Genomic DNA, 18,953 nt, shown 5'->3' on the forward strand with positions numbered 1-18,953 from the left:
TCAGCCTGTTTGGAAAGTCGGTTTGGTTTCGTGTTTCTACATACAAAAAACAGGTGTCAAAATTGCAAAGATATGGTAGAATACAGTTTATGAACAATTGATGATTTGGGAGCAAAACAGCAGGATTGTTTTTAGAATGGGAGAGTAAGGATGGAAAAAATATTGAACAATAAATGGGCTAGAATGTTTGGGTTATGGAGTTTCTTTCAACTAATCTTATTGACGTATAAAGTGATTCCCCTTTCTTTTTACCCAGCGATTATCTTTCAGGGAGTTCTCTTTGTTGGACTGTTTTACTGGCTGGATAAGCGGTATTTAGGCATTTTTCCAAAGCTGTATGACCAGTCACTGCCCTTTGGTAAACAGTTATTGGCAGCCTTAGGTTTGATGTTATTTATGGGATTTGTTCATGTGGGGAATATCGGTAGTGTCCAATCCAAAAACCTTTTGGTGGCGACAGTGGTGAGCCTTGAAGCAGGAATTATGGAAGAATATATTTTCCGAGGAATCTTGCTGGGAGAATTATTGAAAGACGGAAAAGCGACATTAGGAACGGTTCTACTGGGGACTATTGCGACCAGTCTTTTATTTGGTTTGAGTCACATGAGCAATATCTTTTATCAACCACTAGACTACACCTTGTTTCAAGTTTGTATGACGGCCCTTTTAGGAACCTTATTTGCTGCGACTTACTTACGGACAAGATCACTGATTTGGGTTATGTTTTTCCACTTTTTACAAGATTTCATTGTCATTGGTATCAATGGCATGGCAACACCCGACATTCCAGAAGCCGTTTGGATTGGGGTGATTGTCTTGTCTGTCATCATCTTGCCGATTGTGTTTGTTCTCTTGCGGCCTAAGAAAATCCAGGACATTGCAACTGGTTTTGAGAGAGCTTGATAAGTCACACAATAATAATAAAAAAACGAACACTATTTTTGGTTTTTGACCAAAAAATCTGTGTTCGTTTTTTGTGTTTATTCGATAATTAGCATACCGTCCTTGATAGCCAATGGGTGTTCGGGGTCAATGCGATCATAGAACATAACCCCGTTGAGGTGGTCGATTTCATGTTGAACGACAATGGCATTAAAACCTTTTAGCTTGATTTTATGTTTTTGATTTAGTTTGTCGGTGTATTCGACTGTGATACGGGCATAACGTACGACATAACCAGGTACTTCACGGTCAACTGACAGACAACCTTCTCCGCCTTCGATGGCGGCTTCTTGTACAGAATGCGAAACAATGCGGGGATTGTACATGATTTCTTGGAGGGCGTAGGCTTCTTTTGGTGGATTGCCATCTTCATCTTCTGGATTTGGGACTAGGACAGCAAGGATGCGTTTTGAAATATCTAACTGGGGAGCAGCCAAGCCAACGCCGCCTCGTAAGCCCATTTTTTCCGCTATAACTGGATCCTGGGAATGCTTGAGGAATTGCATCATCTTTTCGCCTAGGATAATGTCCTGATCTGAAAGAGGTTCCGTTACCTCTGTTGCAACTTGGCGAAGGGTTGGATGGCCTTCACGGATAATGTCATTCATATCAATTAAATGTGCGGGTTTGGTAATGTTTTCTTGTGCAGACATGTGATTCTCCTTTTTACTTTCTAGTAGTATACCATGAAAAGTCGATTATGGGAAAGGGGATAGGGCACTTGGATAAAAAAGGGTTTCTTTTTCGTTTCATATCCTTTATACTAGATTATAGAATATAAATAGAAGAATCGAGAGAATTATGAGAAAAACGATGGAACACATCAGTATCTTATCCCTTTCCTTGATGTTGGTGTCGACGTTTGCAGTTTCACCTGCGATTCCGCAAATGATTGCTCATTTTGGGCAACAAGGGATCGCTGTTACACAAGTGGAAGGATTAATTACAGCAACTTCTTTTGCTATTATGGTGACGCTGTTATTAAATCCGATTATTGTCCGCTTTTTTTCAGAGCGGACCATTATGGTCATGGGGCTCATTTTAATGGCAACGGGTGGCTCTTTGCCAGCCTTAGTCTCCTCTTATCCCGTTGTCTTGTTTTGTAGAATTTTGCTAGGATTGGGTCTTGGTTTGATTAATGCGCGTGCGATCAATATTGTTGGGGCTCATTATAGTGGAAAAGAGCGAATCCGTATGATGGGGCTACGTGGCTCTATGGAAGTGTTAGGGAGTGCCTCTTTAACCATTTTAGCGGGCTGGCTAGCTGGTTTTGGTTGGCAACGAGCTTTCCTTGTTTACGTAATGGCCTTGGTACTCCTCTTTTTATTTGTGACCTTCGTTCCGGAACAAAAAGAAGTAGCTGAGGTTGAAACGGGCACTGCTACTATGACAAAAGAACTTTGGCTAACAGCTTTGGCGCTGGCTTTCTTTGCTTTTTTTGTTATCAATGTCAATACCTTCATCACGATTCGGATTCCCATTATTTTGACGACAAAAGAAATTGGAACAGCTTTGGAAGCTGGCTTTGTGACCGGTTTGATGCAATTGATGGGGATTGTTTCTGGTGCCTTTTTTGCCAGCATGGTCGGACGATTAAAACACTTGCTCTTGCCCTTTGCCTATGCGATTTTTGGACTATCTGTCCTCATTATCGCCTTTTCGACCAATTTGATTGTTCTTGGTTTAGGAGCCATGATTTCAGGTTTCTTTTACAGTGTTGTTTTAAATATTGTCTTTAGTCAAGCGACCGAACGCGCACCTCTTGCCCTTCGGACAACCGTCATGACCATTGTTTTAATGGGCTGTAATATTGGTGGTGCGACTGCTTCGATTTTCCCAACATTTTTGGAACAGCTCAATCCGACCAAAACAGGAGCTTTTGGGATTTATGCAGTTGGTTCTTTTGTTTTGAGTGCTCTCTTATTTGTTGGTGTTCATGTTTTGGCCAAGCAAAAGAAATAATAAAAAATCGATCGATTGAATAGAGTATCTCCCTGTCTTTGTAGACAGGGATTTTTTGGTATAATAACAACATGCGATTAGATAAATTTTTAGTGGACTGTGGTATTGGTTCACGGACAGAAGTGAAAAAAATCTTAAAACAAAAACGAGTCTTGGTCAATGGAGAAGTAGAAACGTCTCCCAAGTGGCAGCTAAATCAGGAAACAGACCAGGTTAGTCTTGATGGGCAATTATTACAGCATGAGGTTTTTGTTTATTATCTCTTGAACAAGCCAAAAGGTGTTATTTCCGCGACAGAAGATGACAAGCACCGGACTGTTCTTGATTTGTTGGATCAAAAGGCACGTCAAAAAGGAGTATTTCCAGTCGGTCGATTGGACAAGGATACCCACGGTTTGCTCTTGTTGACCAATAATGGAGACTTGGCCCATGCCATGCTGTCTCCTAAAAAACACGTGGACAAATGTTACCAAGCACGGGTGGAAGGCATTTTGACGACAGACGACCAGCTGGCCTTTGAAAAAGGGATCGAACTAAAGGATTTTACTTGCCAACCGGCTCAATTAGAGATACTCAAAACGAATCACACAGGCAATACCTGTCTTGTTCGGATAACCATTCGAGAAGGTAAATTTCATCAAATTAAGCGCATGGTTCGAGCTTGTGGCAAAGAAGTAGTTGATTTGCAACGCTTGTCCCTGGGGTCCTTGACACTTGATAAAGGTTTAGAGCTTGGTCAATGGCGACACCTGACTGAGCAAGAGATAAAAGAGTTAGAGAACTTGATGCAATGATAAGTGATTAAGGATTTTGAATTATGATTGCGTTTTCAAGGAAGAAATGATAAACTATTTGTGAAAAAAATAACTTGCATTGTGCAAAAGGAGGCACCTATGGTTTCATTTCCAAATAATGATTTTACAGACATTCTATTGAATCGTCATTCAGTGCGACGATTTGACCCTACTGTAAAAATTGAACGTTCAGAAATTCAAGAAATGATTTCTGAGTCTATTTCGGCACCATCTGCTTGTAATTTGCAGCCATGGCGATTTGTGGTTATTGATTCCGAAGAAGGGAAAGAAAAATTACGCTCTTTCTTTATGAAATTCAATCTTCCGCAATTGGAAACAGCCGCTGCCATCGTATTTGTCTTTGGAGATACTGAAGCTTATAAATCCTATCGTGATCTGTGGAATCAAGCTTGTGAAGATGGTCGGATTACACCAGAAAAGAGAGACGAAGTATTTCGAACCTTTTTACCGCTTTATGAAGCAGCTTCCTATGAGGGACTTGTTCATGATGCAAAAACAAATAGTTCTCTAGCAGCAATGCAGCTCATGTTAGTTGCGCGGGCCCATGGTTATGAAACAAATGCAATACAAGGCTATAATTCCAAAGTAGCTGCAGAGACACTTGGTTTAGATCCAAAACGATTTGTTCCTAATATGGCGATTGCAATCGGAAAACCAGATATTGATCAGTTGCAAGCAGAAGTGAAATCAATTCGCTATCCAGTAGAATCAGTTCTTGATTTTACATAAAAACCGAACGTTTTTATAAAAAAGAAACAAAATATTCGCAAATCGTTGCGGATATTTTCTTTTTTTGGTAGAATCAATCTATCCAAAAAGAAAAAAGGAGATAAAATGGAAAATAAGGATACATTGCTCTATCGCTTGGAAGAAAAACCACCTCTTGGAACCAGTGTGATTTTGGCCCTACAACATATTTTAGCCGCTTTTGCAGGGATTATTGCTGTGCCCCTAGTTGTGGCAGGTGCCATTGGATTGAGTGTTGAAGATACCGGAGTGATGGTATCAGCTACGATTTTTGCAGCTGGTCTAGCGACTCTCTTGCAGTCAAAAGGAATCGGCCCAATTGGATCACGTGTTCCTGGTATGATGGGGACAGACTTTACCTTTGCTAGTCCTGCCATTAGCGTTGGTGCAAAGTTTGGCATTGCAGGAATTGTTGGTGCAACCATTGCAGGTTCTTTTGTAGAGATTATTTTGAGCCGTTTCATCAAACCCTTGATGGGATATTTTCCACCGTTAATTACAGGAACAGTGGTGGCTTTGATTGGGATCACGCTTCTTCCAGTGAGCATGGATTGGGCAGCTGGTGGCGCAGGTGCAACAGACTATGGTTCGGTTGAAAATATTGCCATTGCCTTTGTTGTCATGGTTTTCACCTTGGTACTCAATCACTATGGAAAAGGGATGTGGTCAACAGCTTCTGTCTTTATCGGTATGATTTTTGGTTATCTGATTTGTCTGGCTTTGGGCAAGGTTGATTTGTCAGCAGTAGCCAATGCCAGCTGGATTGCCTTTCCAAGTATCCTACGTTATGGCGTAACCTTTGATGCGTCTTCCATCTTATCTTTTGTGCCAGCTTATGTGGTATCCTTGATTGGAACAGTAGGCATTATGATGGCCATTGGAGAAGCCTCTCATACACAAATGACCAGCGAACGAGCAGCAAATGGGGTTTTGGCTGATGGTGTCGGTTCTCTCCTAGCGGGCTTATTTGGTGCAGGTCCCAATACTGCCTTCTCACAAAACGTTGGCTTGGTTTCTTTGACCAAGGTAGCAAGTACTCATGTTATGGTTATTGCAGGTCTGTTATTGACAGGTCTCGGTATCTTCCCTAAAGTCAGTGCCTTGATTTCAGTTATGCCACAGCCTGTTTTGGGTGGTGTTGGTGTCATCATGTTTGGCTTGGTAGCTGCACAAGGGATTAAAACACTGTCTCAAATCAAGATTGGAGATCGTGAACTCCTGATTATTTCGGTAGCTTTTGCCTTGGGAATTGGGGTAACGGTTCGCCCAGAACTGTTGGCAAATATGCCTACACCAATTCAGATGGTCTTGTCTTCAGGTATTTCAACAGGGACCTTGGCTGCGATTGTCTTGAACATTGTCTTAAAAGAACGAAAATAAGCTCACACAGTAAAGCCTCCAAAATTGGAGGCGTTTTTTTAAAAAGAAATAGTTGGCATTTTGAAAAAAATGTGATAGAATACAACAAGCGTAGGTTTTTAAACTCATCCCGTGAGGTGAGAAAGACATCAAGAAAAAATTGAGGGCCTATGACTATCTAAATAGAATTGGGCCCTTTTTGTATGCCCAAAATAGGAGAACATATGGAAAACAAAACAGTAGCGACTGAGCAACCGAGTGTGGATTTGCTCTTAGATGTGAATGACAAGCCAGAATTTGGCAAGGGCTTGTTGCTTAGTTTCCAACACGTATTTGCTATGTTTGGGGCAACGATCTTAGTACCGCTTATTTTAGGAATGCCAGTGTCTGTTGCCTTGTTTGCTTCTGGTATCGGAACACTCATTTACCAAGTTGCGACGCAGTTCAAAGTGCCGGTTTATTTGGGCTCATCTTTTGCCTATATTTCTGCTATGGCTGTTGCAATTAAGGCTTTGGATGGGAATGTCTCGGCCGCACAGACAGGTATTCTTTTTGTCGGACTCATCTATGTGGTCATCTCTGCCTTGATTAAGGTCATTGGGACCAAATGGATTGATACCCTCTTGCCTCCAATTGTCATTGGACCAATGATCATTATTATCGGTCTTGGTTTGGCCAATTCAGCTGTTACTAGCGCAGGCTTTGTGGCAGATGGCAACTGGAAAAACATGGTTGTTGCAGTTGTGACCTTCCTCATTGCAGCCTTTATCAATACGAATGGAAAAGGCTTTATCAAAATCATTCCCTTCCTATTTGCTATTATTGGCGGCTATATCTTGTCTATCTTCCTTGGTTTAGTAGACTTTACTCCAGTTGTAGAAGCGGCTTGGTTTGAATTGCCAGGATTTATCTTGCCATTTAAAACAGGTGTCTTCAAGAGTTATGAGCTCTACTTTGGACCAGAAATGTTGGCGATTTTGCCGATTGCCATTGTAACGGTAGCCGAGCATATCGGTGACCACACGGTTTTGAGCCAAATTTGTGGTCGCCCCTTCTTGAAAAATCCAGGTCTGAACCGAACCTTGATTGGAGATGGTGTTGCAACTGCTGTCTCTGCCTTGATTGGTGGACCAGCTAATACAACTTACGGGGAGAACACAGGTGTAATCGGAATGACCCGCATCGCGTCTGTTTCCGTGATCCGAAATGCGGCCTTGATCGCCATTGCCTTTTCGTTCTTCGGTAAATTTACAGCCTTGATTTCAACCATTCCAAGTGCGGTTTTAGGTGGAATGTCTATTCTATTGTACGGCGTTATTGCTAGCAACGGTTTGAAAGTCTTGATTGAAAGCCGAGTGGATTTTGGTCAAGTCCGTAACCTCATTATCGCCAGCTCCATGTTGGTGCTTGGATTGGGTGGGGCCGTCTTAGAAGTAGGTGCTTTGACCCTTTCTGGAACAGCTCTCAGTGCTATTGTCGGTGTCATCATGAACTTGATTTTGCCAAAAGCAGAAAAATAAACTACAATTCAGCCAGCTTTTGAGCTGGCTTTTTTAGAGTATAAGTGTTTGACAAATGGGCAAAAGATTGGTAGACTAATAGAAGTCCATTGGACAATCTAGCTTTTTCTTGGTTGAGGGCATGCCAACCTGAAACTCGGATTAGGCTCAAAGAAAAAGGAGAATATACTCATGGCAATCTCAAAAGAGAAAAAAAATGAAATCATTGCTCAATATGCCCGTCACGAAGGTGACACTGGTTCAGTAGAAGTACAAGTTGCTGTCCTTACTTGGGAAATCAACCACTTGAACAACCACATCAAAGAGCACAAACACGACTACGCTACATACCGTGGTTTGTTGAAAAAGATCGGTCGCCGTCGTAACTTGTTGGCTTACTTGCGTAAGAACGATGTTAACCGTTACCGTGAATTGATCAACTCACTCGGACTTCGTCGTTAATTTTAAGATTAAAAAGCCTTGATGCTTCGTCAGTTTGCCTTGCCTTGATGGACAGCAGTCCAATCTACGGCTTCACTTTCTAGACTCAAAGCTTTTTATTCCTTAAAATACTATTAAGAAAACTCTCTGGATTTAGAGAGTTTTTTTGATTTTTAAGATAAAGCAACAATTCTTTGCTTATTGTTAGACCACTTTGCTAACCTCAAGCTTTATCATCGGCACTCTGCCTCGAATATAGCCACTTAACTTGAAAAATATAGGGGTATTAAGAGGTCATAGCTTGGCAAAGACCTTAGCCCGAGTTCAATTAGGCCTCCTTGATGTAAGGGTGTCTTTTTGTATGTCTGATTTTGATGCGTTGTCAGCTTGCCTTGATGGACACTAGTCCAATCTACGGCTTTGCTTCCTAACTTAAAGGCTTTGTCTTCGTTTTTTTACAGTCCTAAATTTATATTAGGTAAGAACTCAGAAACGGTTTACTCAACTGAGATGGATTAATCATTGCAGAACTGGGAAATCAAAACAGTAGCAGATTTTTCTGCTACTGTTTTGATTATGCTTCTTCAGTTTCAAGAAGGTATTTTCCGACAAGAGCTGCCAAAATACCACCTGCAATTGGGGCTAGGATAAACACCCAAACTTGACTTAAGGCAGTTCCGCCGACAAACAAGGCTGGTGCCAAGCTACGGGCTGGGTTTACAGAAAGACCTGTAACGTTCAAACCAAGCAAGATCAGAACGACAAGGGTAATGGCAATAACGAAACCAGCGATTTTGCTGTTTCCTTTTGATGCAGAAGTCACTGTTACAATGACCAAGACGAAGATAAAGGATACAATCAACTCAAACAAGAAAGCGCCAAAAGCATTAACTGCTGCAAAGCCATTTTCTCCTAAGCTAACCACTTCAACACCAGCGTTTAGCAAGAAGAAGTAGAGGGTCGCAGATGCAAGAACTGCACCAAAAACTTGTGCCACGATGTAGGTTGCAAGGTCTTTTGCGTCCATGCGTTTATTGACAAACATGGCAACGGATACAGCTGGATTCAAGTGAGCACCTGAGATGGTTCCGATTGAGTAAGCTGCAGCGACGATGGTCAAACCAAAGGCCAAAGCAATGCCAAGGTGGCCAACACCTTGTGTTCCGTTACCAAAAACAACTGTACCTGTCCCGATGAAGACAAGCATAAATGTACCGATTAACTCGGCTAAAAATTTTTTCATTTTCATTTCCTCCTTGCTAAATTCTATGAAAATTTCATGAAAATAACAAGGGATTTGTTTTCAAGAGATGAATTGCCAGATCAGAAAGCTGCGATTTTTTTATGAATTGACAATCCAATATCGGAACATCATCTCTTGGTCGCTGTCATCAAAACGGCTGTCTTCGTAAATCCCGCCGTTGGCTAGAATGGTTTTCTGGGAGGCGATGTTCCATTCAGCGGCCGTTACCAGCACACGGTTAATGCCTAGTTTTTGTGCTTCTAAGAGAGTCAGTCGTAGTTGTTCGGTTGCGTAACCTTTTTTGCGTTGGCTAGGTTTGATGGAATAGCCGATGTGGCCTGCAATGTTGATGAGGAAATCCTGGTTGAGGTCATGGCGGATGTTGCAGATGCCGACCATTTTTTGGTCACACTCTCGGATGCAAAGAAAAGTGGAAGATGGAGAACGCCCCTCTTGGCAGGTCTCATAGGAAGAAGAGGCTTCGATGTGTTCTAACCAGTCCGAGATGGAATTCATTTTGTCCAGATGGTTGCCTCCGTGGAGGCGCTCGTCTTGAAAGGCGTGTCTGTAATCCAGTAACTGGTCTTGCCAATCCATACTGGGCTTGGCTAAATAGAGTTTTTCCATGTTGGGACCTCCTGAAATGTTTTAAGTAGTATAGCAGAGTGGAAAAATCTTGTCAATTTGATTTTCCTTGCTTTCTTTCTGCTTGAAATATGGTAAAATAGTTAGCAGTACGTGGTTTTGTGCAAAGTTGAGTTTGGCTAGGAGCTGAATTGAATTTTGTGGAAAACACGTCAGAAAACATTCAATTTAAAAAAGAGAGGAATAGACCGATCTAGAAGCGCATGCGCATTTTCCATATTTCCGTTTGGAAGGATGGGGAAATTCTAGATGGTGTCGGTATCTACAAGATGACAAAACAAGTTTTTGAAACATTTTTTGCAGGCAAGAAGTTGGTGGTGGAAACAGGCCAAGTTGCTAAGCAAGCCAATGGTGCAGTCGTTGTTCGCTATGGGGACTCAACCATTCTAACTGCAGCCGTGATGTCTAAAAAAATGGCAACAGGAGACTTTTTCCCACTCCAAGTTAACTATGAGGAAAAAATGTACGCAGCAGGGAAATTCCCTGGTGGCTGGATGAAACGCGAAGGCCGTCCGTCAACGGACGCGACCTTGACAGCCCGTTTGATTGACCGTCCGATCCGTCCGATGTTCGCAGAAGGCTTCCGCAATGAAGTTCAAGTGATTAACACGGTTCTTTCCTATGATGAAAATGCTAGCGCGCCAATGGCGGCCATGTTTGGTTCTTCCCTTGCCCTTGCTATTTCAGACATTCCGTTTAACGGACCGATTGCTGGTGTGCAAGTGGGTTACGTGGATGACCAATTGGTCATCAACCCAGACAAGGCGCAGCAAGAAGAATCGCTTCTTGATTTGATTGTTGCGGGTAACAAGGATGCCATCAACATGGTAGAATCTGGGGCAAAAGAATTGTCTGAAGACATCATGTTGGAAGCTCTCTTGTTGGGACATGCTGAAATCCAAAAACTCTTGGACTTCCAAAATGAGATTGTAGCAGCAGTCGGCAAAGAAAAAGCAGACGTTGAATTGCTCCAAGTGGATGCAGACCTGCAAGCAGAAATCGTAGCAGCCTACAATGATGATTTGAAAAAGGCTGTTCAAGTAGAAGAAAAACTAGCGCGTGAAGATGCAACAAATGCCGTTCGTGAAGCCGTTATTGCAGCCTATGACGAACGCTATGCGGACCACGAAGACCATGATCGTATCATGCGGGATGTCCATGAAATCTTGGAGTTGATGGAACATGCAGAAGTGCGTCGTCTCATCACCGAAGACAAGGTTCGCCCAGACGGCCGTCGTGTCGATGAAATCCGTCCCTTGGATGCCGAAGTGGACTTCTTGCCACAAGTTCATGGCTCAGGTCTCTTTACCCGTGGTCAAACTCAAGCCCTTTCTGTCTTGACCTTGGCACCGATGGGGGAAACCCAAATCATTGACGGTTTAGGAGATGAGTACAAAAAACGCTTCTTGCACCACTACAATTTCCCACAATACTCAGTGGGTTCAACTGGTCGTTATGGTGCCCCTGGTCGTCGTGAAATTGGACACGGTGCTCTTGGGGAACGTGCCCTTGAGCAAGTCTTGCCGAGTTTAGAGGACTTCCCTTATGCCATTCGTTTGGTTGCAGAAGTCTTGGAATCAAACGGTTCTTCTTCACAGGCTTCCATCACAGCAGGCACGCTTGCCCTTATGGCAGGTGGTGTGCCAATCAAGGCCCCTGTTGCAGGGATTGCCATGGGACTTATTTCTGATGGAACTAACTACACTGTCTTGACCGATATCCAAGGTTTGGAAGACCACTTTGGCGACATGGACTTCAAGGTAGCAGGTACCCGTGACGGGATTACAGCCCTTCAAATGGATATCAAGATTGACGGGATTACCCCACAAATCTTGGAAGAAGCCCTTGCCCAAGCGAAGAAAGCCCGCTTTGAAATCTTGGATGTGATCGAAGCAACCATTCCTGAAGTGCGTCCAGAATTGGCACCAACTGCACCGAAAATTGACACCATCAAGATTGATGTTGACAAGATTAAGGTGGTTATCGGTAAAGGTGGGGAAACCATTGACAAGATTATCGCAGAAACTGGCGTGAAAATTGACATTGATGAAGAAGGAAATGTGTCCATCTACTCATCAGACCAGGATGCCATTAACCGTGCAAAAGACATCATTGCCAGCTTAGTGCGTGAAGCAAAAGTTGGGGAAGTCTACAAGGCCAAGGTTGTCCGCATTGAGAAATTCGGTGCCTTTGTCAACCTCTTTGAAAAGACCGATGCCTTGGTGCACATCTCTGAAATGGCTTGGACCCGTACCAACCGTGTCGAAGACTTGGTTGAAATCGGTGATGAGGTTGATGTGAAAATCATGAAGATTGACGAAAAAGGCCGTGTGGATGCGTCCATGAAAGTTCTCTTACCAAAACCAGAAGGTGTGGAAGAAGACAAGAAAGAGCGCAAAGACCGACCAGAACGTTCTGAGCGTCCTCGTCGTCCAAGAGAGCAAAAAGACAACGCTGGATTTGGCGAGTTCAAATTCCACAAGGTTGAAAAATAATCGTCTAACCTGTAAACGCTTGTGTAAGCTGTTGTTCAAACAGCAATATCACTCTTCGATATTGTAAGACAGATATACAGACAAGGATAGACAAATAGGTAGAAAGCATCTAGGATTTTGTATCCCAGATGTTTTCTCATAAAGCAAGAAATGAATGAGCTAGCGTGGATTGGTTTTTGTAGAACCAGGGCTAGCCCATCACATAAAGGAGTCAGTATGGGTTGGTGGAGAAAAACCATTGATATTGTCAAAGAGTTGGATCCCGCAGCTCGGACAAGTTTAGAGGTCTTGTTGACCTACCCCGGTGTCAAGGCCTTGGCCGCACACCGCTTATCCCATTTTTTATGGAAACACAATTTTAAATTATTGGCCCGGATGCACAGCCAATTCTGGCGTTTCTTAACCCAGATTGAAATCCATCCAGGGGCCCAGATTGCTAGCGGTGTCTTTATTGACCACGGAGCAGGTCTGGTGATTGGTGAAACAGCCATCGTGGAAGAAGGCGTCATGCTCTACCACGGAGTGACCTTGGGTGGGACAGGTAAAGACTGTGGAAAACGTCACCCGACCATTCGAAAAGGGGCCTTAATTTCAGCCCATGCCCAAGTAATTGGGCCCATTGAAATTGGAGCCTATTCTAAGGTTGGAGCGTCTGCGGTGGTCGTTTCAGATGTGCCTGCCGAAGTGACCGTGGTCGGTATTCCTGCTAAGGTTGTCCGTGTTCACGGCAAAAAAGACGAGCTGGTGATTGACCAAATTGAAGCCGAACGCGAGAGTCTCTATTACAGTTCCAAACTAGAAGCCATGCGGGATGCCAGCCACCACTCGTCCAATTTGTAGGGAGAATCTGAATGCTACTAGAAGAATTTGAAAATGGCCCTGCGGTCATCGAACCAACAAATAAGAGTTTGAGCCACCGGATGGACGAGGTCTGTCCGACCTTGATTTATTCTTTCAATGGGGAAATTGTGCAGCGCGTAAGCCAGATGCCAGGCGTCAAGCAGATTGGATTTGTGAACAGCATTAACGGCCACAATCCGGTCTATCTCTATGAAAAAGATGGGCTCAAGGTGGCGGTCATGATGGCGGTGGTTGGCGCTGCCATGGCGGTTGGCCAACTGGAAGAACTTAAGGCCTTTGGTTTTGAGAATTTCATCGTTTTGGGCTCTTGTGGGGTTCTGGACAAGTCCATCGGAGCTGATAAGATAATTCTGCCAGCGTCAGCCCTACGGGACGAGGGGACCAGCTATCACTATGCGCCAGCTAGCGATGAGATTTCTTATGAGGAAGCCCTGCTTTTAACCATGGAAAAAGCCCTTGATAAACACGGGATTGAGCATGTCCGTGCCAAGGCATGGACGACCGATGCCTTTTACCGAGAGACGGCTGATAAGGTCAAACGCCGCTTGGCGGCTGGGGCAACCGTAGTGGATATGGAGGCGTCTGCTATCATGGCCTGGACCCAGTTTCGCTCAGCCAAGGTCTACCAGTTCTTCTACACGGCGGACTACGTGGATCACACGACCAACCAGTGGGACAAACGCCAAGAAGAACGGACAGCTGATGTCATGACCTTCTTTGAGATAGCCCTGAAGATTGCAGGAGAGGTATAAAATGCTATTTGATTTTTACGATGCCAATCGCTTGGTCTGTTTGGTGACCTTGTTTATCGGATTGGTGGCGATAGCAGAATTTTTTCAAGGAGAGTTTCGTATTGCCTTCATAACAGGTGGGGTAACCGTGGTGCTACTAGCTTACCTTTACAAGTCTTACCAAACATTTAAAAAGGAAAAACAAGAATGATAAAGATTTACAATACCTTGACGCGGCAGCTAGAAGAATTTGTTCCCTTGGAAGAGGGAAAGGTCAAGATGTATGTTTGTGGTCCAACGGTTTACAACTACATCCATATCGGAAATGCCAGAAGTGTCGTTTCCTTTGATACCATTCGCCGGTATTTTGAGTACCGGGGTTATGACGTGGCCTATATTTCAAACTTTACCGATGTAGATGACAAGATTATCAAGGGTGCGGCTGAGGCTGGCATGGATACCAAGAGTTTTTCGGATAAGTTCATTGCGGCCTTCAAGGAAGATGTGGCCCAGCTTGGGGTCAAGCCGGCCACTAAAAATCCCCGTGTCATCGATTACATGGATGAAATCATTGAGTTTGTTTCTGTCTTGATGGATAAGGGCTTCGCTTACGAGGCGGCTGGGGATGTCTATTTCCGTGTGGCCAAATCGCACAATTATGCCAAATTAGCCAATAAAACCTTGGAAGATTTGGAGGCAGGTGCCAGTGGTCGTGTCGAAGGCGAAGGGGACATCAAGGAACACCCATTTGATTTTGCTCTTTGGAAATCGGCCAAGCCTGGTGAGGTCTCTTGGGATAGCCCTTGGGGGCAAGGTCGTCCTGGCTGGCACATCGAGTGTTCGGTCATGGCAACAGAGATTTTGGGGGATACCATTGATATTCATGGTGGGGGAGCCGATTTAGAGTTTCCACACCATACCAATGAAATTGCCCAATCTGAAGCCAAGACAGGCCATCCCTTTGCCAATTATTGGATGCACAATGCCATGCTCAACATCAATGATGAGAAAATGTCCAAGTCCTTAGGGAACTATGTAACCGCTCATGATTTGTTGCAAAAAATCGATGGGCAAATCTTGCGCTTCTTCCTAGCGACTCAGCACTACCGCAGACCCTTGAATTACACCGAAAAAGCCATTCAGGATGCGGAGACCAATCTCAAATATTTGAAAAACACCTACACCCAACCCTTTACAGAAAAGGGAACAGCTAGTGATTTGCAAGCTTGGATAGACCGCTTTACCCAAGCCATGGATGATGATTTTAATACCGCAAACGGGATTACGGTCATCTTTGATATGGCCAAATGGATCAATTCGGGTCATTACAATTCCGCTATCAAAGAGGCTTTTGCCCAACTCTTAAACGTCTTTGGGATTGTTTTTGTCGAAGAAGTATTGGATGATGAGATTGAAGCCTTGATTGCTCAGAGACAGGAAGCTCGGTCCAATCGCGATTTTGCGACCGCGGACCGGATTCGAGATGAATTGGCAGCCCAAGGTATCCAACTCTTGGATACCAAAGATGGTGTGAGGTGGTTGCGTGACTAAACTTGATGTCAATCTCATCAATGGGATCGCCCTGGCCTTTGAAGGGGATGCGGTCTACTCCATGTATATTCGCCGTCACTTGATTTTTTCGGGGCAAACCAAGCCCAACCAACTGCACCGTTTGGCAACCCAGTATGTCTCTGCCAAGGCACAAGCCATGTTGGCGACGCAGCTCTTGGAAGAAGGCTTGCTGACGGAAAAGGAAGAAGAAATCTACAAACGTGGCCGCAACGCCAGTACCCATACCAAGGCTAAAAACACGGACATTATTACCTATAAAATGTCCACTGGTTTTGAAGCTATTCTTGGTTATCTGCACATGACCGACCAAATCGACCGCATGGAAGAAGTGATTGACTGGTGCATTGCAAGGATTGAAGAAACAAAAAAAACACCCTAAGGTGTTTGAAAGAACAGACAAGCTTCTTTGGAGGTTTGTCTTTTTTGTCGGTCCAACCAAAATTGAAAAAACAGAAGAAATCTAGCAGAGCTTCTTCTATTTCGCATACTCTTCGTAAAAATCCACTTTTAATTGAATAAAGTCAGCCAATTCCTGTAAGAGTTGAAAGAGGGTGGCCCTAGTTTCAAATTCATCACGGGTTTGGGGCAGGGGGCGTTCGCGGAAGGTCTGGTGGAAAAGTTCAATGTCCTGCCGGAGTTCGAGGCCGGGATTTTGCCGGCTGAGCTGGTCGGCACATCTGGCAAAGAGACTAGCTAAGATGATACTTTCCTTGGCCTCAAGTTGGCACTTGTTGATGTGTTTGGCCATGTTTCGCAGGATTTTATTTTGTTGGGCCCGCATTTCAAAATAATGTACTTGGTAGTTGGTCTGGTGAAAGACCTGATTGTGGCGGTCTAGATAGACAACTTCAAGGGCTTGGTCTAGCGTTTGGTCCAATTGATTGATGAGCTCTGCTTCATTTCGCCCATCTCCTGTTAACAAAAAAGATTCAAATTTCAACAGGATTTGCTTGAGGAGGTCTTCTACTTCTTGGTGGTAACTTTCGATTTGCTTTTCTTGTGACGGCATGTAGAGGTTGATCAAGAGGGCAAATCCAGCCCCAATCAAAAACAGCGCCAGCTCATTTCCCAAAAAAGCCAAATCGATCCGTTGTTCCAGGAGAAGGTGGGTCACAAGGACGGTACAAGGAGCAATGCCGGCCTGCCAGTTGAGGAGGTAGGCGGTAGGGACATAAAGGGCTAGGTAAATCGCCAAGGTCCACATCTCAAAGCCAAAAAGCCAGAAGGTAAGTGCGGCCAGTGTCAGCGCTAAAAGGCTAGACCAGAGGCGGTCCAAAGCCATCTTTAAGGAGGATTTACGGGTGTCAAGGACGCTCAAGATAGCGATGATACCAGCAGAAGTGGCGTATGCTAGCCTCAAGGTTTCTGCGGTGTAGATGGCGAGGACAGTGGCCAAAACAAGTTTGATGGTGCGTTGGATAATGGACATAGGGTCTTCCTTTCTTGACATATTGTATCATATTTTTGAAGTAGCGAGCAGGGGATGTGGTATAATATGTCTATGGAAAAAAATGATATTGTATACGGAGTACATGCTGTGGTGGAAAGCTTGGAGGCCAATGTTGCCAACAAGCTCTACATTCAGGATGACCTGCGTGGAAAAAATGTAGAAAAAATCAAGGCACTGGCTGCTGACAAAAAGGTGTCGATTTCGTGGACACCCAAAAAAACCTTGACAGAGATGACAGAAGGAGCAGTTCACCAGGGCTTTGTTCTGCGGGTTTCAGAGTTTGCCTATGCCGAGTTGGTGACTATTTTGGAAAAAGCAGAGCAGGAAGACAATCCCTTGCTTCTGATCTTGGATGGATTGACAGACCCACATAATTTTGGGTCTATCTTGCGGACGGCTGACGCTACTAATGTCTGCGGGGTTATTATTCCCAAGCACCGGGCTGTTGGGGTCACGCCTGTCGTCTCCAAAACCTCAACAGGAGCAGTGGCCCATGTGCCGATTGCCCGTGTGACCAATCTTAGCCAGACCCTGGACCAGCTAAAAGAGGCGGGTTTCTGGATTTTTGGAACGGATATGAACGGGACACCCTCCCACAAATGGAACACAGCCGGCAAGTTGGCCTTGATCATTGGCAATGAAGGAAAAGGAATCAGCCCCAATATCAAAAAACAGGTAGATGAGATGATCACCATTCCCATGCAGGGCCACGTCCAAAGCCTCAATGCCAGTGTGGCCGCGGCTGTCTTGATGTACGAGGTTTTCCGAAACAAATTATAACTAAAAAATGGAGAAGGTAGAAGGCAAGATGAAAGAAAAAATCTTAATTGTAGACGGCTACAACATGATTGCCTTCTGGCAATCCACCAAGCAGGCCTTTCGTCAGGGCAATCTAGATGAAGCCAGAAACACCCTGCTCAATAAATTATCCAATTACGCTTCTTTTGAACAGATCGAGGTTATATGCGTGTTTGATGCCCAGCACGTTCCGGGTTTGCGTCAGCGCTATGATGCCTACAATGTGACCGTTATTTTTACCGAAGAAGAAGAGACCGCGGATTCCTACATCGAGCGAATGACCGCTGAACTCAATACTTCCCGCTTAACGGTCTCGGTTGCCACCAGCGATTTGAATGAACAGTGGGTGGTCTTTTCCCAAGGTGCCTTGCGGGTATCTGCCCGTGAGTTGGAGCAACGCGTTTCCAGCGTCAAAAAAGAAGTCAATCAGTTTGTCGATCAGGTCGAACTCTACACACCGAGGCTCAATCCCTGGTCAGACGGCAATTACCAAACCTTAAAAACTTTACTAGAGGAGATGAAATGACATTTAGGATTGTGACCGATTCAACAGCAGATTTACCAAAAGAGTGGATAACGGACCACCAGATTACGGTCTTGGGACTCACTATTCAATTAGACGGTGTTACCTATGAAACAACTGGAGAGGAAGCCTTGACCAGTGGGGTTCTACTGGAGAAAATGGCACAGGGTGGCCAGCCAACAACCAGTCAAGTCAATGTTGGTCAATTTGAAGCAGTTTTTGAAGAAGCTGCTAAAAATGGAGAAGACGTTTTTTATATCGCATTCTCGTCTGCCCTATCAGGAACCTACCAAAGTGGCGTGATTGCGCGTGATATGGTCTTGGAAAAATACCCAGATGCTAAGATTGCCATTGTCGATACCAAGGCCGCAACTATTGGAGAAGGCTACTTGGTCTTAGCCGCTGCCAAAGCCCGTCAAGCAGGCAAAGATTTGGATGAGGCCGTGGCCATCGTGGAAGAAATGGCACCACGCTTGCGGACCTACCTGCTTGTGGATGACCTCAATCACCTGGTACGAGGGGGCCGCCTATCTAAAGCCGCTGCCATGATTGGTGGCTTGGTCAACATTAAACCCTTGATTGCGATTAACAGAGAGGGACGTTTGGATTCGATTGCCAAAATCCGTGGCCGCAAAAAAGGTATCCGGGAGATGATTTCCCTTACGCTAGATGATTTGGCAGAAGAGACAGTGATGGTTGCCTATACAGGTGATGCTTCAACCGCTGAAGAAGTCCGCCAAACCCTCTTGCAAGAAGATACTGTTACAGACGTTATTATGGAACCCCTGGGACCCGTGATTGCCGCTCATGTCGGTCATGATGTGTTGGCCCTCTTGTCTTTTGGAAAAATAGCCAAATAAAAGAAACGCT

Annotated in this window: 20 protein-coding genes; 16 read left to right on the forward strand and 4 right to left on the reverse strand. The window is 44.4% G+C overall.

The features are described 5' to 3' along the window. Nucleotides 1-150: 150 nt before the first annotated feature. Nucleotides 151-903, forward strand: a complete 753-nt coding sequence (locus ACVR1I_RS07440; RefSeq protein ID WP_447443390.1) for a CPBP family intramembrane glutamic endopeptidase — start codon at nt 151-153, stop codon at nt 901-903. A 77-nt stretch (nt 904-980) separates the two neighbouring features. Here ACVR1I_RS07440 and def read toward each other — a convergent pair whose 3' ends face one another. Then, nucleotides 981-1,595: a peptide deformylase gene (def, locus tag ACVR1I_RS07445; RefSeq protein WP_447443391.1), complete on the reverse strand. Its 615-nt coding sequence runs from the start codon at nt 1,593-1,595 to the stop codon at nt 981-983. Nucleotides 1,596-1,743: 148 nt separating this feature from the next. Between def and ACVR1I_RS07450 the strand changes: the two genes are divergently transcribed. The 6 genes from ACVR1I_RS07450 (at nt 1,744) to rpsO (ending at nt 7,786) form a co-directional block, all read left to right on the forward strand. Continuing rightward, on the forward strand, nt 1,744-2,904 hold the full coding sequence (locus ACVR1I_RS07450; RefSeq protein ID WP_447443392.1) for an MFS transporter: 1,161 nt from the start codon (nt 1,744-1,746) through the stop codon (nt 2,902-2,904). A 71-nt stretch (nt 2,905-2,975) separates the two neighbouring features. Further along, nucleotides 2,976-3,698 carry a pseudouridine synthase gene (locus tag ACVR1I_RS07455; RefSeq protein WP_447443393.1) on the forward strand — a complete coding sequence of 241 codons (723 nt, stop codon included), beginning with the start codon at nt 2,976-2,978 and terminating at the stop codon, nt 3,696-3,698. A 99-nt stretch (nt 3,699-3,797) separates the two neighbouring features. After that, on the forward strand, nt 3,798-4,448 hold the full coding sequence (locus ACVR1I_RS07460) for a nitroreductase family protein (protein WP_447443394.1): 651 nt from the start codon (nt 3,798-3,800) through the stop codon (nt 4,446-4,448). Nucleotides 4,449-4,553: 105 nt separating this feature from the next. Beyond that, a complete protein-coding gene (locus ACVR1I_RS07465) occupies nt 4,554-5,846 on the forward strand; it encodes a nucleobase:cation symporter-2 family protein (RefSeq protein WP_447443395.1) in 1,293 nt (430 codons plus the stop codon). A gap of 203 nt (nt 5,847-6,049) precedes the next feature. Next, complete coding sequence (locus ACVR1I_RS07470; RefSeq protein ID WP_447443396.1) at nt 6,050-7,345, forward strand: uracil-xanthine permease family protein; 1,296 nt, start codon at nt 6,050-6,052, stop codon at nt 7,343-7,345. 171 nt (nt 7,346-7,516) lie between these two features. Beyond that, complete coding sequence (gene rpsO, locus ACVR1I_RS07475; RefSeq protein WP_447443397.1) at nt 7,517-7,786, forward strand: 30S ribosomal protein S15; 270 nt, start codon at nt 7,517-7,519, stop codon at nt 7,784-7,786. Between the two features lie 553 nt (nt 7,787-8,339). Here rpsO and ACVR1I_RS07480 read toward each other — a convergent pair. Further along, the gene (locus ACVR1I_RS07480; protein WP_447443398.1) at nt 8,340-9,008 is read right to left on the reverse strand and encodes an MIP/aquaporin family protein; all 669 of its coding nucleotides are present in this window, start codon (nt 9,006-9,008) and stop codon (nt 8,340-8,342) included. A gap of 99 nt (nt 9,009-9,107) precedes the next feature. After that, entirely contained in the window at nt 9,108-9,635 is a 528-nt protein-coding gene (locus tag ACVR1I_RS07485; protein ID WP_447443399.1) for a GNAT family N-acetyltransferase, read from the reverse strand. A 287-nt stretch (nt 9,636-9,922) separates the two neighbouring features. On the opposite strand from ACVR1I_RS07485, the gene pnp reads away from it, so the two are divergent. The 6 genes from pnp to ACVR1I_RS07515 all read left to right on the forward strand — a co-directional run bounded on the left by pnp (nt 9,923) and on the right by ACVR1I_RS07515 (nt 15,691). Continuing rightward, entirely contained in the window at nt 9,923-12,148 is a 2,226-nt protein-coding gene (pnp, locus tag ACVR1I_RS07490) for a polyribonucleotide nucleotidyltransferase (protein WP_447443400.1), read from the forward strand. Nucleotides 12,149-12,364: 216 nt separating this feature from the next. Next, complete coding sequence (cysE, locus tag ACVR1I_RS07495; RefSeq protein WP_447443401.1) at nt 12,365-12,988, forward strand: serine O-acetyltransferase; 624 nt, start codon at nt 12,365-12,367, stop codon at nt 12,986-12,988. A gap of 11 nt (nt 12,989-12,999) precedes the next feature. Beyond that, nucleotides 13,000-13,761: a nucleoside phosphorylase gene (locus ACVR1I_RS07500; protein ID WP_447443402.1), complete on the forward strand. Its 762-nt coding sequence runs from the start codon at nt 13,000-13,002 to the stop codon at nt 13,759-13,761. Between the two features lies 1 nt (nt 13,762). Then, nucleotides 13,763-13,951: a hypothetical protein gene (locus ACVR1I_RS07505; protein WP_447443403.1), complete on the forward strand. Its 189-nt coding sequence runs from the start codon at nt 13,763-13,765 to the stop codon at nt 13,949-13,951. Next, complete coding sequence (gene cysS, locus ACVR1I_RS07510; protein ID WP_447443404.1) at nt 13,948-15,291, forward strand: cysteine--tRNA ligase; 1,344 nt, start codon at nt 13,948-13,950, stop codon at nt 15,289-15,291. Before ACVR1I_RS07505 ends, cysS begins: the two co-directional genes overlap by 4 nt. Continuing rightward, complete coding sequence (locus ACVR1I_RS07515; protein WP_447443405.1) at nt 15,284-15,691, forward strand: Mini-ribonuclease 3; 408 nt, start codon at nt 15,284-15,286, stop codon at nt 15,689-15,691. The genes cysS and ACVR1I_RS07515 overlap by 8 nt, the downstream gene beginning before the upstream one ends. A 96-nt stretch (nt 15,692-15,787) precedes the next feature. On the opposite strand, the gene ACVR1I_RS07520 is transcribed toward ACVR1I_RS07515, so the two are convergent. Further along, nucleotides 15,788-16,741, reverse strand: coding sequence for an aromatic acid exporter family protein (locus ACVR1I_RS07520; protein WP_447443406.1), 954 nt, complete (start codon nt 16,739-16,741; stop codon nt 15,788-15,790). A 72-nt stretch (nt 16,742-16,813) separates the two neighbouring features. On the opposite strand from ACVR1I_RS07520, the gene rlmB reads away from it, so the two are divergent. The 3 genes from rlmB to ACVR1I_RS07535 are packed head-to-tail and all read left to right on the forward strand — an operon-like array spanning nt 16,814 to nt 18,943. Continuing rightward, nucleotides 16,814-17,542, forward strand: a complete 729-nt coding sequence (rlmB, locus tag ACVR1I_RS07525; RefSeq protein ID WP_447443407.1) for a 23S rRNA (guanosine(2251)-2'-O)-methyltransferase RlmB — start codon at nt 16,814-16,816, stop codon at nt 17,540-17,542. Nucleotides 17,543-17,570: 28 nt separating this feature from the next. Beyond that, nucleotides 17,571-18,086: an NYN domain-containing protein gene (locus ACVR1I_RS07530; protein WP_447443408.1), complete on the forward strand. Its 516-nt coding sequence runs from the start codon at nt 17,571-17,573 to the stop codon at nt 18,084-18,086. Then, nucleotides 18,083-18,943, forward strand: coding sequence for a DegV family protein (locus ACVR1I_RS07535; protein ID WP_447443409.1), 861 nt, complete (start codon nt 18,083-18,085; stop codon nt 18,941-18,943). The genes ACVR1I_RS07530 and ACVR1I_RS07535 overlap by 4 nt, the downstream gene beginning before the upstream one ends. The last annotated feature ends 10 nt before the right edge of the window (nt 18,944-18,953 follow it).

The organism is Streptococcus cameli (assembly GCF_053207365.1).

Bases quoted from the DNA above. Each gene is read 5' to 3' on its own strand.
- ACVR1I_RS07480 (WP_447443398.1), bottom strand. From the start codon at position 9,008: ATGAAAAAATTTTTAGCCGAGTTAATCGGTACATTTATGCTTGTCTTC.
- pnp (WP_447443400.1), top strand. From the start codon at position 9,923: ATGACAAAACAAGTTTTTGAAACATTTTTTGCAGGCAAGAAGTTGGTG.
- ACVR1I_RS07505 (WP_447443403.1), top strand. From the start codon at position 13,763: ATGCTATTTGATTTTTACGATGCCAATCGCTTGGTCTGTTTGGTGACC.
- cysS (WP_447443404.1), top strand. From the start codon at position 13,948: ATGATAAAGATTTACAATACCTTGACGCGGCAGCTAGAAGAATTTGTT.
- ACVR1I_RS07470 (WP_447443396.1), top strand. From the start codon at position 6,050: ATGGAAAACAAAACAGTAGCGACTGAGCAACCGAGTGTGGATTTGCTC.
- rlmB (WP_447443407.1), top strand. From the start codon at position 16,814: ATGGAAAAAAATGATATTGTATACGGAGTACATGCTGTGGTGGAAAGC.
- ACVR1I_RS07520 (WP_447443406.1), bottom strand. From the start codon at position 16,741: ATGTCCATTATCCAACGCACCATCAAACTTGTTTTGGCCACTGTCCTC.
- ACVR1I_RS07460 (WP_447443394.1), top strand. From the start codon at position 3,798: ATGGTTTCATTTCCAAATAATGATTTTACAGACATTCTATTGAATCGT.
- ACVR1I_RS07450 (WP_447443392.1), top strand. From the start codon at position 1,744: ATGAGAAAAACGATGGAACACATCAGTATCTTATCCCTTTCCTTGATG.
- ACVR1I_RS07500 (WP_447443402.1), top strand. From the start codon at position 13,000: ATGCTACTAGAAGAATTTGAAAATGGCCCTGCGGTCATCGAACCAACA.
- ACVR1I_RS07530 (WP_447443408.1), top strand. From the start codon at position 17,571: ATGAAAGAAAAAATCTTAATTGTAGACGGCTACAACATGATTGCCTTC.
- ACVR1I_RS07440 (WP_447443390.1), top strand. From the start codon at position 151: ATGGAAAAAATATTGAACAATAAATGGGCTAGAATGTTTGGGTTATGG.
- rpsO (WP_447443397.1), top strand. From the start codon at position 7,517: ATGGCAATCTCAAAAGAGAAAAAAAATGAAATCATTGCTCAATATGCC.
- ACVR1I_RS07465 (WP_447443395.1), top strand. From the start codon at position 4,554: ATGGAAAATAAGGATACATTGCTCTATCGCTTGGAAGAAAAACCACCT.
- def (WP_447443391.1), bottom strand. From the start codon at position 1,595: ATGTCTGCACAAGAAAACATTACCAAACCCGCACATTTAATTGATATG.
- ACVR1I_RS07485 (WP_447443399.1), bottom strand. From the start codon at position 9,635: ATGGAAAAACTCTATTTAGCCAAGCCCAGTATGGATTGGCAAGACCAG.
- cysE (WP_447443401.1), top strand. From the start codon at position 12,365: ATGGGTTGGTGGAGAAAAACCATTGATATTGTCAAAGAGTTGGATCCC.
- ACVR1I_RS07535 (WP_447443409.1), top strand. From the start codon at position 18,083: ATGACATTTAGGATTGTGACCGATTCAACAGCAGATTTACCAAAAGAG.
- ACVR1I_RS07455 (WP_447443393.1), top strand. From the start codon at position 2,976: ATGCGATTAGATAAATTTTTAGTGGACTGTGGTATTGGTTCACGGACA.